13 protein-coding genes are annotated in these 14,904 nt (G+C 58.1%); 8 read left to right on the top strand and 5 right to left on the bottom strand.

Features of this window, described 5'->3' with window-relative positions; genetic code table 11:
* Positions 1-42 precede the first annotated feature (42 nt).
* The 7 genes from ACK5JN_RS12395 (at position 43) to ACK5JN_RS12365 (ending at position 7,076) form a co-directional block, all read left to right on the top strand.
* Positions 43-474: a MarR family winged helix-turn-helix transcriptional regulator gene (locus tag ACK5JN_RS12395; protein ID WP_416870456.1), complete on the top strand. Its 432-nt coding sequence runs from the start codon at positions 43-45 to the stop codon at positions 472-474.
* Positions 474-2,126, top strand: coding sequence for an MFS transporter (locus ACK5JN_RS12390; RefSeq protein WP_416870455.1), 1,653 nt, complete (start codon positions 474-476; stop codon positions 2,124-2,126). Before ACK5JN_RS12395 ends, ACK5JN_RS12390 begins: the two co-directional genes overlap by 1 nt.
* 24 nt (positions 2,127-2,150) lie before the next feature.
* A complete protein-coding gene (locus ACK5JN_RS12385) occupies positions 2,151-3,236 on the top strand; it encodes an HlyD family secretion protein (protein WP_416870454.1) in 1,086 nt (361 codons plus the stop codon).
* Positions 3,233-4,609, top strand: a complete 1,377-nt coding sequence (locus ACK5JN_RS12380; protein ID WP_416870453.1) for an efflux transporter outer membrane subunit — start codon at positions 3,233-3,235, stop codon at positions 4,607-4,609. The genes ACK5JN_RS12385 and ACK5JN_RS12380 overlap by 4 nt, the downstream gene beginning before the upstream one ends.
* Before the next feature lie 21 nt (positions 4,610-4,630).
* Positions 4,631-5,290 carry an O-methyltransferase gene (locus ACK5JN_RS12375; protein ID WP_416870452.1) on the top strand — a complete coding sequence of 220 codons (660 nt, stop codon included), beginning with the start codon at positions 4,631-4,633 and terminating at the stop codon, positions 5,288-5,290.
* Between the two features lie 104 nt (positions 5,291-5,394).
* Positions 5,395-6,696: a penicillin binding protein PBP4B gene (gene pbp4b, locus ACK5JN_RS12370; RefSeq protein WP_416870511.1), complete on the top strand. Its 1,302-nt coding sequence runs from the start codon at positions 5,395-5,397 to the stop codon at positions 6,694-6,696.
* A gap of 272 nt (positions 6,697-6,968) precedes the next feature.
* Complete coding sequence (locus ACK5JN_RS12365; RefSeq protein ID WP_416870451.1) at positions 6,969-7,076, top strand: type I toxin-antitoxin system toxin Ldr family protein; 108 nt, start codon at positions 6,969-6,971, stop codon at positions 7,074-7,076.
* A gap of 90 nt (positions 7,077-7,166) precedes the next feature.
* On the opposite strand, the gene hrpA is transcribed toward ACK5JN_RS12365, so the two are convergent.
* Complete coding sequence (gene hrpA / locus ACK5JN_RS12360; protein WP_416870450.1) at positions 7,167-11,069, bottom strand: ATP-dependent RNA helicase HrpA; 3,903 nt, start codon at positions 11,067-11,069, stop codon at positions 7,167-7,169.
* Positions 11,070-11,269: 200 nt separating this feature from the next.
* On the opposite strand from hrpA, the gene azoR reads away from it, so the two are divergent.
* Positions 11,270-11,872, top strand: coding sequence for an FMN-dependent NADH-azoreductase (gene azoR, locus ACK5JN_RS12355; RefSeq protein WP_064545170.1), 603 nt, complete (start codon positions 11,270-11,272; stop codon positions 11,870-11,872).
* A 72-nt stretch (positions 11,873-11,944) separates the two neighbouring features.
* Here the strand turns inward: azoR and ACK5JN_RS12350 are convergent, their stop codons facing one another.
* The 4 genes from ACK5JN_RS12350 to ACK5JN_RS12335 form a co-directional block, all read right to left on the bottom strand.
* Positions 11,945-12,352 (bottom strand): GFA family protein, encoded by a 408-nt coding sequence (locus ACK5JN_RS12350; RefSeq protein WP_416870449.1) that lies wholly within the window; start codon positions 12,350-12,352, stop codon positions 11,945-11,947.
* A gap of 11 nt (positions 12,353-12,363) precedes the next feature.
* Positions 12,364-13,230: an aldo/keto reductase family oxidoreductase gene (locus tag ACK5JN_RS12345; RefSeq protein WP_416870448.1), complete on the bottom strand. Its 867-nt coding sequence runs from the start codon at positions 13,228-13,230 to the stop codon at positions 12,364-12,366.
* A gap of 128 nt (positions 13,231-13,358) precedes the next feature.
* On the bottom strand, positions 13,359-14,684 hold the full coding sequence (locus tag ACK5JN_RS12340) for a phosphatase PAP2/dual specificity phosphatase family protein (RefSeq protein ID WP_416870447.1): 1,326 nt from the start codon (positions 14,682-14,684) through the stop codon (positions 13,359-13,361).
* On the bottom strand, positions 14,674-14,838 hold the full coding sequence (locus ACK5JN_RS12335) for a hypothetical protein (RefSeq protein WP_416870446.1): 165 nt from the start codon (positions 14,836-14,838) through the stop codon (positions 14,674-14,676). The genes ACK5JN_RS12340 and ACK5JN_RS12335 overlap by 11 nt, the downstream gene beginning before the upstream one ends.
* Between the last annotated feature and the right edge of the window lie 66 nt (positions 14,839-14,904).

The raw sequence follows: 14,904 nt of genomic DNA, 5'->3' as shown, positions 1-14,904 counted from the left end.
ACTTAGAATCATTAGAGCTCTAATGATTATGAATAAAACGCCATGGATAACCGCCAGCTTAATTTCTCCCACCTTCTCTACCTCACCGCCCATCACTGGCGGCTTGCCGTCGACCGTCGCCTGAAAGGGCTGGGCATGAGCCAGGCCACCTGGGTTGCCGTCGCCAGCATCGCCCGCAATGAACAGCCGCTGTCACAAACCGAGCTGGCGCAGGAGCTTGGTGTAGAAAGCGCCACCGTGGTGCCGTTGATTAATCGGCTGGTCGATCTCGGTCTGGTCGAACGCGTCCGCACCGAGCGTGATAAGCGCAAGCGCCTGCTGGTGGCGACGGAGAAAGGCATTGCGCTTTTTCATCAGGTTAAGGCCGTCGCGGACGAACTGCGTGAAGAGATCCTGACCGCCATCACGCCGCAAGAGCAGGAACAGACGCGCGAGGTGCTGATGAAACTGCTGCGCGAAGTGGAGAAAAAATAATGGCTCCGCCGCGCCGCGACCCCTACGCCCCGCACGACTGGGCGCCGCACGAAAAGCCGGCCATACTCGGTTCGCCGTCAACGCCGATTCACAGCACGCCAAAACGTATCGCCTACGGTATCGTTGGGTTACTGGTCTGCCTGACCGGCGCGCTGGGCAACGCGGTGGTCACCGCTAATTTGCAGAATTTACAGGGTTCCTTCGCCGCCTGGTCAACGGAGATCGCCTGGCTCCCGGCGGTGTACGTGATGACCAACGTCTCGATTAACCTGCTGCTGGTGAAATTCCGCCAGCAGTTCGGCCTGCGGGCGTTTACCGAAGGTTTTCTGGTGCTGTACGTGCTGGTGACCTTCTTCCACCTGTTTGTTAACGATCTCAGCTCCGCGCTGATGGTGCGCGCCGCCCACGGCATGGTGGCGGCGGCGCTCAGCTCGCTAGGCATTTACTATCAGGTCCAGGCCTGGCCCGCAAAGCATCGCCTGAAGGCGCTGACCATCGGCATTACCGGTTCATCGCTGGCGATCCCACTCGCGCGCCTGTTTTCCACCGAGCTGTTGCAAATTGATGAATGGCGCGGACTGTATTTCTTCGAACTTGGGCTGGCGCTGGTATCGCTGGCCTGCGTGATCGCGCTCAAGCTGCCGCCCAGCGATCGTAAAAAAGTATTTGAGAAAAAAGACTTTATTACCTTTATGCTACTGGCCCCCGGCATGGCGCTGGTCTGCGCGGTACTGTCGCTGGGCCGCCTCGACTGGTGGTTCGAAGCGCCGTGGATCGGCTGGTCTTTAGCCGCCGCTATCGTGCTGATTGTCACCGCCATCACCTTCGAGCACAACCGCAGCAACCCGCTGCTGAACACCCGCTGGCTCTCCAGCGGCAGTATTCTGCGCCTCGGACTAATTATGGTGCTGATCCGTATCGTGCTGGCGGAACAGAACACCGGCGTCATCGGCTGGCTTCAGTACGTCGGGCTGCAAAACGAGCAGATGACCACCCTCGCGTGGTCGATTTTCGCCGGTATCGTCTGTGGGATAATCGCCAGCTGCCTGACGCTTAACCCGCGTCGCCTGTACTGGCCAACCGCCACGGCGCTGACGCTCATCATGATTGCCTCGCTGCTCGACAGCCAGTCCAACAGCCTGACCCGTCCGGATCAGCTGATGCTCAGCCAGTTTCTCCTTGGCTTCGGCAGCGCCTTTTTCCTCGCCCCCGCGATGCTGGCCGGGATTGGCGGCGTGGTGGCGGACCAGCGCAATCTGGTGAGCTTCTCGGTGCTGTTCGGCATGAGCCAGAACGTCGGCGGCCTGCTGGGTTCCGCGATCCTCGGCACCTTCCAGACCTGGCGCGAAAAGTTTCACTCCAGCCAGCTCGCCGACCAGATAACCACACTTAACCCACTGATTAATGAACGTTTGCAGCAGTATGCTCAGCAGTACCAAAGCCAGATTGGCGACAGCGCGCTGCTTAACGTTCAGGCCAGCAGCGTCCTGCAAACCCTCTCGACGCTGGAGGCCAATATCCTCGCCTACAATGACACCTATATGCTGACGGCCGCCATCTCTGCCGCGACGCTGCTGTGGGTGTTCTGGCGATTATTCAGACTGAAAATCACTGCTCATATTGCGCTTAAGCGCGCCACGGGCAGCAAATAACAACAAGCGAGATCCGGAGTCGTCATGAGTCAGCAGGATGCGGCCCAGCAACAGGCCAACACCCGAAACAACATCCGCGTGGTGTCTATTTTTACCGCCGCCGCCATTGGCCTGGTTGGCGTACTGGTGGTGCTGTACGCCTGGCAGCTACCGCCCTTCACCCGCCACAGTCAGTTTACCGATAACGCCTACGTGCGCGGCCTGACCACCTTTATCAGCCCGCAGGTTAGCGGCTACGTCACCGGCGTTAACGTGCAGGACTTTAACCGCGTGAAGAAAGGCCAGGTGCTGTTTCAGATTGACGATCGCATTTATAAGCAGCGCGTCCATCAGGCGCAGGCGCAGCTGGCGATGAAAGAGGCGGCGCTGAAAAATAACCTGCAGCAGCGGAAAAGCGCCGAGTCAGCGATCGCCCGTAATGAAGCTGCGCTGCAAAACGCCCGCGCGCAGAATCTAAAATCACAGGCGGATTTAAAACGCGTACAGGAGCTCACCGCCGATGGTTCGCTGTCGGTGCGCGAACGGGATTCCGCCCGCGCCAGCGCCGCGCAGGGTGCCGCCGATATCGAGCAGGCCAAAGCGACGCTGGAGATGTCTCGCCAGGATCTGCAATCCACTATCGTGAACCGCGATTCGCTGGAGGCGGACGTGGCCAACGCGAAAGCGGCGCTGGAGCTTGCCGAAATTGACCTGCAAAATACGCGTATCATCGCGCCCACCGATGGCCAACTTGGGCAGATCGCCGTCCGGCTGGGGGCCTACGTGACCGCCGGAACCCATCTGACGCCGCTGGTGCCGCCGCAGCACTGGGTCATCGCTAACCTGAAAGAGACGCAGCTGGCCAACGTCCACGTTGGCCAGAGCGCCACCTTTAGCGTCGATGCGCTCAACAGCGAGAAATTCCACGGCACCGTGCAGAGTATTTCTCCCGCCACCGGCGTGGAGTTCAGCGCTATTTCACCGGACAACGCCACCGGTAACTTCGTCAAAATCGCCCAACGTATTCCGGTCCGTATCGCCATTGACGACGGGCAGAAAAACCTCGAGCGCCTGCGTCCGGGGATGTCGGTTCAGGTGACGATTGATACGCGCGCGGAGGCGGAAAAATGATCCGTCCCGTCGCCCTTGCTTTCGCACTCGCTCTGGTGGGCTGCCAGTCGGCAGACGTCCAGCAAGCGCAGCCTACGCTGGCCATTCCAGCCGCCTGGCGCGCCGATATTGGCCCCGCTAGCGCAGTGGAGGGCGTATGGTGGCGTAATTTTCACGACAGCGCGCTGAATCAGTACGTCGACCAGGCGCTGCGCCATAACAGCGATGTGCTGATCGCCCGCGAGCGGGTCAACGAATATCAGGCCCGCGCCTATGCCGCCGACAGCAGCCTGTTTCCTTCGCTCGATGCCAGCCTGAGTGGAACCCGCGCTCGCGCCCAGTCGGCCGCCACCGGCCTGCCGATTCACAGTACCGTTTATAAAGGCGGACTGACGGCAAGCTACGATGTCGATCTGTGGGGCGCAAATCGCAGCGCCGCCGATGCCGCACAGGCTACTCTGGAGGCGCAAAAGGCCGCCGCCGCGGCCGCCGACCTGACGGTGGCCACCGCCGTCTCTTCCGGCTATATCACTCTGCTGTCGTTAGATGAGCAGCTGCGCGTCACCGAGCAGACGTTGAAATCGCGCGAAGATGCCTGGAACCTGGCCAAACGGCAGTTTGAAACCGGCTATACCTCGCGGCTGGAGCTGATGCAGGCTGATTCCGAGCTACGTGCGACGCGCGCACAGGTGCCGGTATTGCGCCATCAGATCGCCCAGCAGGAGAACGCGCTCAGCGTGCTGCTCGGCAACAACCCCGGCGATGTCGCTCGCCATGCGTTTGCGCAGCTCACGCCCCTGACCTTGCCTTCTCAGCTCCCGTCGACGCTGCTGAATCGCCGCCCGGATATCGTGCAGGCTCAGCGTCAACTGCTGGCCGCCGATGCCACGCTGGCGTCGTCAAAAGCCCAGCTGCTTCCGTCTATCAACCTCACCGCCACCGGCAGCCTTCAGGATCGCACCCTACCCGATCTGCTCGACAACCCGCTGCGTCTGTGGAGCCTCGGCGGCAGTATTCTGGCCCCGTTGCTGAACCGTCAGGCGCTGAATGCGCAGGTTGACGTATCGATGGCTCAGCGCAATCAGGCGCTTTACGGATATGAGAAAACGGTGCGTAATGCCTTTAAAGAGGTGAATGATAGCCTGGATGCCATCACCCGCTACGGTGAGCAGCTAGTGGAATTACAGGGACAGGAGCAGGTAGCGCAGGAAACGCTGCGCATTGCGCAGAACCGCTATCGCAACGGTTATTCGTCGTATCTTGATGTGCTGGATGCCCAGCGCACGCTGTTCTCTACGCAATTAAGCGAGGTACAGGTAAAAAACAACCTGCTGCTGGCGCAAATCGATCTTTACCGGTCGCTCGGAGGCGGCTGGTCTTCACTGTCAGGCTGACAAAACCATCAGGGTGTCACAATGCAAAAACAGTGGTCTGAGGTTGATAATTATCTGATACAAAACCTGGTACCCACCGATAGCGTATTCACGCAGGTACTGGAAAACAACCATCGCGCGGGGCTCCCCGCGCATGACGTCGCCGCCAATCAGGGGCAGCTACTGGCGCTGTTTGTTCGCATGGTGGGGGCGAAGTCGATTCTTGAAATCGGCACCCTCGGGGCCTACAGCGCTATCTGGATGGCGCGCGAACTGCCGCCCGGCGGGCGCTTAATCACGCTGGAAGCCGATCCGCTGCACGCGCGGGTGGCGCGGCAGAATATTGCGCTGGCGGGCCTCGACGATCGCATCTCGCTACGCGAAGGCCCGGCGCTGGATTCGCTGGCAACGCTTGAGGATGCCGCCCCGTTCGATCTCATTTTTATCGATGCCGATAAACCCAATAATCCCTACTACCTGCAATGGGCGCTGAAATTTTCGCGGCCCGGCACGCTGATTATCGGCGATAACGTGGTGCGCGATGGTGAAGTGGCCAATCCCCACAGCACCGATGAGCGCGTACAGGGCGTACGGCGGTTTATCGACATGATGCACAACGATCCGCGCCTGACGGCGACCGCGCTACAAACCGTCGGCATCAAGGGCTGGGACGGGTTTACGCTGGCGTGGGTTAACGCGTAATGCGGCGATAGACAATGCGATCCCTCCTGCATTCCTCCCGATCCGCACTGGTATTTGCGCGTGGCGAGTAGCACCATCGGCAAAACGATGATGAGGGACGCATGATGAAACAACGTTTTTTGCTGGTTTCGCTGCTGGCGTTTTCCGCCAGCGGCATCGCTGCCGATTACCCGCTGTTAACGCCGGCTGCGCCTGAGACGGTAGGCTTTGATACTGCCCGGCTTGGCAAGATGGACCGCTGGATTGCGGATCAAATCAACCAGGGTTACCCCAGCCTCAATCTTCTGATTATCAAAGACAATCATATTGTTTATCAAAAAGCGTTTGGCGATGCGAAGAAGTACGAGGGTTCCACGCTGATGGCCAGGCCACTGCGAGCAACCACCGCCACGCTGTACGATCTCGCCTCGAATACCAAAATGTACGCCACCAACTTTGCGCTGCAGAAACTGGTCTACGAAGGAAAAATCCGCATTGATGACCGCGCCGCCAGCTACCTGCCCGGCTTTGCCGACCGGCCAGAGGATAAGATTAAAGGTAAGGACACGCTGCGCATCAGCGATATTCTGCACCACACCGCGGGCTTCCCCGCCGACCCGCAGTATCCCAATCCACTGGTTGCCGGAAAACTCTACTCTCAGGATAAAGCCACTACGCTTGCGATGATTAAGCGCACGCCGTTGCAGTATGTGCCGGGGACGAAGCATGTCTATAGCGACGTTGATTATATGATTCTCGGTTTTATTATCGAATCGGTGACGGGTATGCCGCTGGACCGCTACGTTGAGCAGACAATCTACCGGCCATTAGGGTTAACCCATACGGTATTTAACCCGCTGCAGAAGGGCTTTAGCCGCAGTCAGATAGCCGCCACTGAACTCAACGGCAACACCCGCGACGGCGTCATTGATTTTCCGTATATCCGTACCCGGACCATCTGGGGGGAAGTGCACGATGAAAAAGCCTGGTACTCGATGGGCGGCGTCTCCGGCCACGCCGGATTGTTCTCCAACACTCAGGATATGGCGGTGTTGATGCAGGTGATGCTCAACGGCGGCGGCTACGGTAAGGTGAAGCTGTTCGATGCAAAAACGGTGGGCGATTTCACCCGCAGTTCAAAAGAAGATGCCACCTTCGGCCTGGGCTGGCGGGTAAACGGCAATGCGTCGATGACCGCCACCTTTGGCAGCTTAAGCAACCAGCAGGTCTACGGCCATACCGGCTGGACCGGTACGCTAACGGCGATCGACCCGGTTAATCATATGGCGATCGTTATTCTCGGCAACCGCCCACACTCCCCGGTCGCCAACCCAAAAGCAAACCCCAATCAGTTCGTCAGCGGGCAGCTACCGATAGCGACCTACGGCTGGATTGTCGATCAGATCTATGGGGCATTGAAATACTAAAGTGGTTTTGCAAAGGCAGTCGAGGCGCTACGCAGATTGACGAACAGCAGGATGATTTGCGCAGCGTATCGACGTAGAATTCGCCGCAAGCCGGGATAACCCGGTGAGGCGCAGTGTTGCGGGGGCTTCATCCCCGGCGGCGTTGTTGCTGGATAAAAGAAAACCCCCGCACATTGTTCGGTGTAAACCGGCAACATAACGGGGGCTAATCTTGAACACCAACAATTCAAGGATAGCCGCGAACCGTTGCCATTGCAACCAAAGGCGGCTGTATGACGCTGATGCAGTTTGGCGTTATCTTCTGGCACGATCTTGCTGCCCCTATCATCGCTGGCGTTCTCATTAGTGTGATTGTAAGCAGGTGGCGTAACCGGAAGTAATGCGTTCTGATGGGCGTTATGATCCTCCACGATGGCAACATGCGCCCGAACCAGGCCGCAGGGGTAAACCTTGCGGCCTTTTTCGTCAACCTACGCCGTAATCTGCTCCATCGCCTGCAAAATACGCTTATCCGAAATCGGATACGGCGTACCCAGCTGCTGCGCGAAGAAGCTGACGCGTAGCTCTTCAATCATCCAGCGGATCTCTTTCACATCGTCGTCCTCACGACGCGACGGCGGCAGCTTGTTCAGCCACTGCTGCCACGCCTGCTGGACGCTTTCGACTTTCAGCATCTGCGCACGGTCGCGGTGCGGATCGATGGCCATTTTTTCCAGGCGTTTTTCAATCGCCTGTAAATAGCGCAGCGTGTCACCCAGACGACGGAAGCCGTTGCCGGTGACAAAGCCGCGATACACCAGGCCATTCATCTGCGCTTTGATATCCGATAGCCCCAGCGCCATCGTCATATCGACGCGCCCTTTCAGCCGCTTGTTGACGTTAAATACTGCCGTGAGGATTTGCTCAACCTGTTTGGCAATCTCGACCACCGTTTCATTGAGGTTGGCGCGCACCTTCTCATGCAGCGCGTTAAAGCCCGCCTCGGTCCACACCGGGCCGCCCGCCTCGTCGATCAGCTTATCCACGCCGCAGGAGATGCAGTCATCAATCAGATCCAGCACCTTGCCGTAGGGGTTAAAGTACAGCCCCAGCTTGGCTTTATTCGGCAGCTTCTCGTGCAGATATTTAATCGGCGACGGGATGTTCAGCAGCAGTAAACGGCGCAGACCGCGCCACATAGCCTGCTGCTGTTCCAGCTCGTTATCGAACAGCTTAATGGCGACGCTATCGCGCTCGTCCACCAGCGCCGGCCAGGCTTTGACTTTATAGTTGCCGCGTTTTTGCTCATAGCGGTCCGGCAGGTCGCCGAAGCTCCAGATATGCAGCCCATTTTGCTCAATGCCATCGTCGGCCACCGCCGAGAGCGTCTCCTGCACTTTGCCCTTCAGCCCGTCCTTCAGCACCTGCAAGGAACGGCCTTCCTGCAGCTTCTTGTTTTTGTCGTCGACCACGCGGAAGGTGATTTTCAGGTGATCGGGCACCTGATCCCACTGCCAGGCGTCGCGGTCCACGGTTACACCCGTCATCCGGCGCAGCTCGCGCTCCAGCGAATCAAGCAGCGGCAGCTCCAGCGGCGTCACGCGGCCTAAAAACGCTTCGGCGTAGTTCGGTGCCGGCACAAAGTTGCGGCGCACCGGCTTCGGCAACGATTTAATCAGCGCGATAATCAGCTCGCGGCGCAGTCCTGGGATCTGCCACTCAAACCCGGCCTCTTCCACCTGGTTTAATAACGGCAGCGGAATGTGCACCGTCACGCCGTCGGCATCTGCCCCGGGTTCAAACTGGTAGCTCAGACGCAGCTTAAGGTTGCCCTGATGCCAGAAGTTCGGGTAGTCCAGCTTGCTGACCTGCTCCGCACCTTCTTTGATCAGCATGCTCTTCTCAAAGTTGAGCAGATCCGGCGTTTCGCGGCTGGCCTGCTTCCACCACTTATCGAAGTGGCGCGCCGAGATCACCTCATGGCTGATGCGCTGGTCGTAGAATTCAAACATCGTCTCGTCATCCACCAGGATGTCGCGACGGCGAGATTTATGCTCCAGCTCTTCAATTTCGCGGCACAGCTTCAGGTTGTCGCGGAAGAAGGCGTGACGGGTTTGCCAGTCACCCTCCACCAGCGCGTGACGGATAAACAGCTCGCGGCACAGCGCCGGGTCAATCTGGCTGTAGTTAACCTTGCGCGCCGCGACAATCGGCAGGCCGTAGACGGTCACTTTCTCGGTGGCCATCACCGCGCCCTGCGCGCGCTCCCAGTGCGGCTCGCTGTAGGAACGCTTGATCAAATGCTGCGCCACCGGCTCCACCCATTCCGGGTCGATCCGCGCGGCGATGCGCCCCCATAGACGGCTGGTTTCCACCAGTTCGGCGACCATGGTCCATTTTGGCGGCTTCTTGAATAATCCGGAGCCCGGGAAGATGGAGAAGCGCGCGTTACGTGCGCCGGTAAACTCCTGCTTGTCGGCGTCTTTCATGCCAATGTGCGACAGGAGGCCAGTCAGCAGCGCCACGTGAATTTCACGGTACTGCGCCGGTTCGCTGTTGACCGGGATGCCCAACTCTTTCACTACCTGGCGCAGTTGGGTGTAGATATCCTGCCACTCGCGGACGCGCAGATAGTTGAGGAAATCCAGCTTGCACTGGCGGCGGAACTGGTTGGACGACAGCGCTTTCTGCTGCTCGCCGAGGTAGTTCCACAGATTGACGAACGCCAGGAAGTCGGACTCTTTGTCATGGAAGCGACGATGTTTTTCATCCGACGCCTGCTGTTTGTCCATTGGCCGCTCGCGCGGGTCCTGAATCGACAGCGCCGAGGTAATAATCATCGCCTCGCGCACGCAGCCGTGCTTCTGCGCTTCCAGCACCATTCGCGCCAGACGCGGGTCGACCGGCAGCTGGCTCAGCTGGCGGCCCAGCGGCGTCAGCTTGTACGCGGTTTGCTGTTCGTCGGTGGTAATGGCGCTCAGCTCTTCCAGCAGGCGAACGCCGTCCTGAATGTTGCGTTTATCCGGCGCTTCGACAAACGGGAATGCCGCAATATCGCCCAGCCCCAGCGCGGTCATTTGCAGGATAACGGAGGCCAGGTTGGTACGCAGAATCTCCGGGTCGGTAAACTCCGGGCGTGACAGGAAGTCGTCCTCAGAATAGAGGCGAATACAGATCCCTTCCGACACGCGGCCGCAGCGGCCTTTACGTTGGTTCGCCGAGGCCTGAGAGACCGGCTCGATCGGCAGACGCTGCACCTTGGTCCGGTAGCTGTAGCGGCTGATACGCGCGGTGCCGGGGTCAATCACATACTTGATGCCCGGAACGGTGAGCGAGGTTTCCGCCACGTTGGTCGCCAGCACGATGCGTCGCCCGCTGTGCGACTGGAAGACACGGTTTTGTTCACTGTTCGACAGGCGCGCGTACAGCGGCAGAATCTCAGTATGCCGCAGGTCGCGTTTATTCAGCGCATCGGCGGTATCGCGAATTTCACGTTCGCCGCTCATAAAGATCAGAATATCACCGGGGCTTTCCTGACCCAGCTCATCCACGGCGTCGAAAATAGCCTGTAGCTGGTCGCGCTCGGTATCGTCAGCCTCTTCCACAATCGGGCGATAGCGCACTTCTACCGGATAAGTGCGGCCAGAGACTTCGATAATCGGCGCATTGTTAAAGTGGCGCGAGAAGCGCTCCGGGTCGATGGTCGCGGAGGTGATGATCACCTTCAGATCCGGGCGACGCGGCAGCAGCTCTTTCAGGTAGCCGAGCAGGAAGTCGATGTTCAGGCTACGCTCGTGCGCTTCATCGATAATAATGGTGTCGTACTGCATCAACAGGCGGTCCTGCTGAATTTCCGCCAGCAGGATACCGTCGGTCATCAGCTTGACCATGGTGTTATCGCTGACGTGATCGCTAAAACGCACCTTGTAGCCGATGCAGCCGCCCGGTTCGGTTTTCAGCTCTTCGGCAATACGGTTGGCGACGGTGCGCGCCGCCAGACGGCGCGGCTGGGTGTGGCCAATCAGGCCTTTAATCCCGCGCCCCAGCTCCATGCAGATTTTCGGCAGCTGCGTGGTTTTACCGGACCCGGTCTCACCGGCGACGATCACCACCTGGTGATCGCGCACGGCGTTAAGGATGTCCTGTTTTTTCTGGCTGACGGGCAGATTTTCCGGGTATTCAATCACCGGACGCGCCGCTTCGCGCAGCACAACCTTACCGGCTGCCTGTTCAATTTCCTGCGCCATCTCCTGGTAAATGGCCTGTTGAGCATCAGGATTTTTAACCTTTTTAACGCCGTGCAGTCGGCGGGCAAACCGCTGTTTATCGCGAAGCGTCAGCGCATCAAGGCGCTGGCTGAGCATAGCGAAGGTTATTTTTTGTTGTTCTGTCATAGTCTTATTGGGCAGTGCACTGCCGGGAAAAGCGCTTATCAAGTATCACTCTATGATACCACATTCATGCATTCTGGGGCTTGTTCAAAAAAACTGAATATAGGATTCGATATATTGCGCTATCCCTGTGGCAGGATTGTGAATAAAGTGTCACTAAGCAACAGGGCATAGCCCGTCAATCAAATATAAGGAATCACCCAATGAGCAAAGTATTAGTTCTGAAATCCAGCATCCTGGCAGGCTACTCTCAATCTGGTCAGCTGTCCGACTATTTTGTTGAACAGTGGCGCGAAAAGCACTCCGCTGATGAAATCACCGTGCGTGATCTGGCCGCGAACCCGATTCCGGTGCTGGACGGTGAACTGGTTGGCGCGCTGCGTCCGAGCGATTCCCCGCTGACCCCGCGCCAGCAGGAAGCGCTGAATCTTTCTGACGAACTGATTGCCGAGCTGAAAGCCCACGATGTGATTGTTATCGCCGCGCCGATGTACAACTTTAACATCCCGACTCAGCTGAAAAACTATTTCGACCTGATTGCCCGCGCTGGCGTCACCTTCCGCTACACCGAAAAAGGCCCGGAAGGCCTGGTGACCGGCAAACGCGCGATCATTCTGACCAGCCGCGGCGGCATCCATAAAGATACCCCGACCGACCTGATCACCCCGTACCTGAACGTGTTCCTGGGCTTCATCGGCATCACCGACGTGAACGTCGTCTTCGCTGAAGGCATCGCTTACGGCCCGGAAATGGCGACCAAAGCGACTGCTGAAGCCAAAGCAGCGATCGACAGCCTCGTGGCGTAATCGCCGTCTGACAGTTAAAAGCCCTGCATAAGCGCAGGGCTTTTTTTTTGCCTTCCCGACAGCGTGCTACGGTTACTTTTTCTCGTAACGCAGGTAGCCTGCAATACCGCCGCCGCCATCTTTCGGGTGGTGAACGCCGTCATGAACCTCGACACAGGCGAAATCAAAGGGTGATACACCCTCAATACAGGCCACATTTACGCCATACTGCTGCGGATTCGAACGCCGCTGATGGAAGGTATAAATGCCGCACACCGAGCAGAAAAAGTGCGCCGCCTCACCGGTATTAAAACGATACTCGGTGAGTTTATCCTTCCCTCGTAGGATTTCGATTCCCGCCAGCGGCGCAGAAACGGCAACCGCCCCACGCATCCGGCAGTACGAGCAGTTACAGCGACGCACAGTGTTGAAGCCATCGCTCAATTCAACGGTAAACGCCACCGCGCCACAGTGACACTGGGCGGAAAGTTTGTAAGTCATCGCGCCTCCCGTCAGCCTTTCGCGGCAATACCGTCAAGGGTCGCCAGCGTCTCAGCGGACAAGGTCAACTCCGCAGCCGCCATATTTTCCCGCAAGTGCGCCACCGACGAAGTGCCGGAGATTAGCAGAATATTCGGCGAACGGTGCAACAGCCAGGCCAGCGCAACCTGCATAGGCGTCGCGCCAAGCGAGTGGGCAACCTCATTCAACGTGGAGGATTGCAGCGGAGAAAAACCGCCCAGTGGGAAGAACGGCACATAGGCGATACCGTCACGCGCCAGCGCATCAATCAGCGCATCATCGCCGCGATGGGCAATGTTGTATTCGTTCTGGACGCAGACAATCGGCGCAATCTTGCGCGCTTCCGCCACCTGCGTCGGCGTCACGTTGCTCAGCCCGATATGCTTCACCAGCCCCTGCTGCTGGAGCTCAGCCAGCACGCTGACGCTGGCTTCAATCGAGCCTTCGCCCGGCCCATGACCATCGCCAATCATCACGCGCATATTGACCACATCCAACACGTCCAGGCCGAGATTACGCAGGTTGTCATGGACCGCCTGCTTGAGCTCTTCGGGGGAAAATGCCGGTAGCCAGGAGGCGTCATCGCCGCGGCGGGCGCCGATTTTGGTGACAATCGTCAGGTCGTCAGCATAGGGATGCAGCGCTTCGCGAATGATCTGGTTAGTGACGTGTGGGCCGTAGAAATCGCTGGTATCGATGTGATTGACGCCCAGTTCGAGGGCTTCGCGCAGCACGGAAATGGCCGCATGTCGGTCTTTCGGCGGGCCGAATACGCCGGGGCCAGCCAACTGCATCGCCCCGTAGCCGAGGCGATTAACAAATTGAGAACCAAGGGAAAACGTACCGTACTGAGTCATAACGTCCTGCCTGTAGCATCATGAATGTGCAGACAGTATAGGAACACATCCGGCACACGTACTGTGCCTTTGATGCCATTAATCAGAAAAATAGGGGGCTTCAGTACAGGACGCTCCCGCTACACCCGTTATATTGTCATGTTCTGTTGCCATTGCTTTAGCACCTGCAAATCTTGCTGGGTAAACACCGCCTGCGGCCGATGCGTTCGGACATACACCACCGCTTGATCGACGGTTTTAACGTGCCCGTAGCACAACAACCACGCGGCTACCACCATCGCACTGCGCGATCGCCCGCGCGCGCAATGAACCAGAACCGAACCGTGTTCCTGACGTAACGTTTCCAGCATCGCGACAGCCATCCGCAACTGCGCCTCTTCCGGCGGAACCCGGCTCAACATGGGAATGCAGTAATAAACGCACGATCGAGTTACCCGTGCGCGGGAAAATTCAAAGGTGAGATCCAGTACGGCAGGCTGCTCGGGCACGTGGCGTGGGTAGCTCCCGATGAAAACCCCTTTTGCAACGGCGCTAACCGTCGGCAAACAGCGGGTGAACGCCCGTATCGACAGCCACATTACGCAGCGCCATGGCAACGTCAGCACGTACACGGCAGGCGGCAGCATTCCCTGTTCATTTTTCCCGGTCGTGGCCGCACCGAACCCGCCATAGCCACGCGCGGCGATCGATAATGCCAGCACCGGCCAGGCCAACACTATCAGCACCCAGAATGACCATGGGTACAGGATTAGGCCAAGCGATATCCCTGAGACGAAGACCAAAATGTAATAGCGAACCACCTTTATCTGTGCGGCATTCGGCTCTTGCCAGCGCCAGCGATGCGGGTAAGGTATCATCCAGTCGATCAGCATGCCTAGCGCTAGCCCGGTGACAACGTCGATAACATGGTGCTGCCAGGTCGTCAGAACCGAAACCACAATCAACGCAAACCACCCGCCGCATAGCCTGCGCCAAACGCCGCTAAGATAACGGTCGAAATGCTGCCACAGCAGCCAGCTAAGCATAATATGCAGTGAAGGCACCTGGTTATAAGGCAGGTCAAACCCGTCAAACGGCCTGAATAGCTCGCCCGCAACGCCAGTGACGGCGGGATGAATCAGGCCAAACTGCAAAGGAAAGAATAAAAATCCGATGCAGGCAAAAACGATTGCCAGCACCAGCCGCATCACTAAGCGACGTTGTTCAAAACGCGATGCGCAGACAAACAATGACAGTCCGTAGAAGAGCTCCAGACTTCGGTAAGGAATAATGCTCCAGGGAATAAAGGGAATCGCCGATTCCCAGGCCAACGCCGCGCTGCCGACATCCTGATGGCTAATGGCGCGCAGCGCGGTAGCTTGATTGATTTTACCGTAGGTCAGGAATAAAAACGGCCCCAGAAACAGCAGCCACCCGACGGCCTGCATCAGTACCTTACGCCGCTCAGGAGACATACCGTGCCGCCATCACAAGCATAAAGCTCTCAGGCTTATCATTCAGCCGTGTAACACCGTGAACCTGAATGGCCGTGATGTTCTTTTTCGCCAGGGCGAACATACACGGCCGAAGCAACGGTTGGAAGATGGGCTTCACATCGTAGAGCATCATTATCAATCCCTGATAAAAAAACAGTGCCTTTTATCATGCACCGTAGCTGGCGTTCACCACCAACAA

Origin of the sequence: Kluyvera sp. (genome assembly GCF_047971185.1) — a bacterium.
In the GTDB taxonomy this organism is placed as follows: domain Bacteria; phylum Pseudomonadota; class Gammaproteobacteria; order Enterobacterales; family Enterobacteriaceae; genus Kluyvera.
This window is presented reverse-complemented; position numbering and strand designations above follow the sequence as displayed.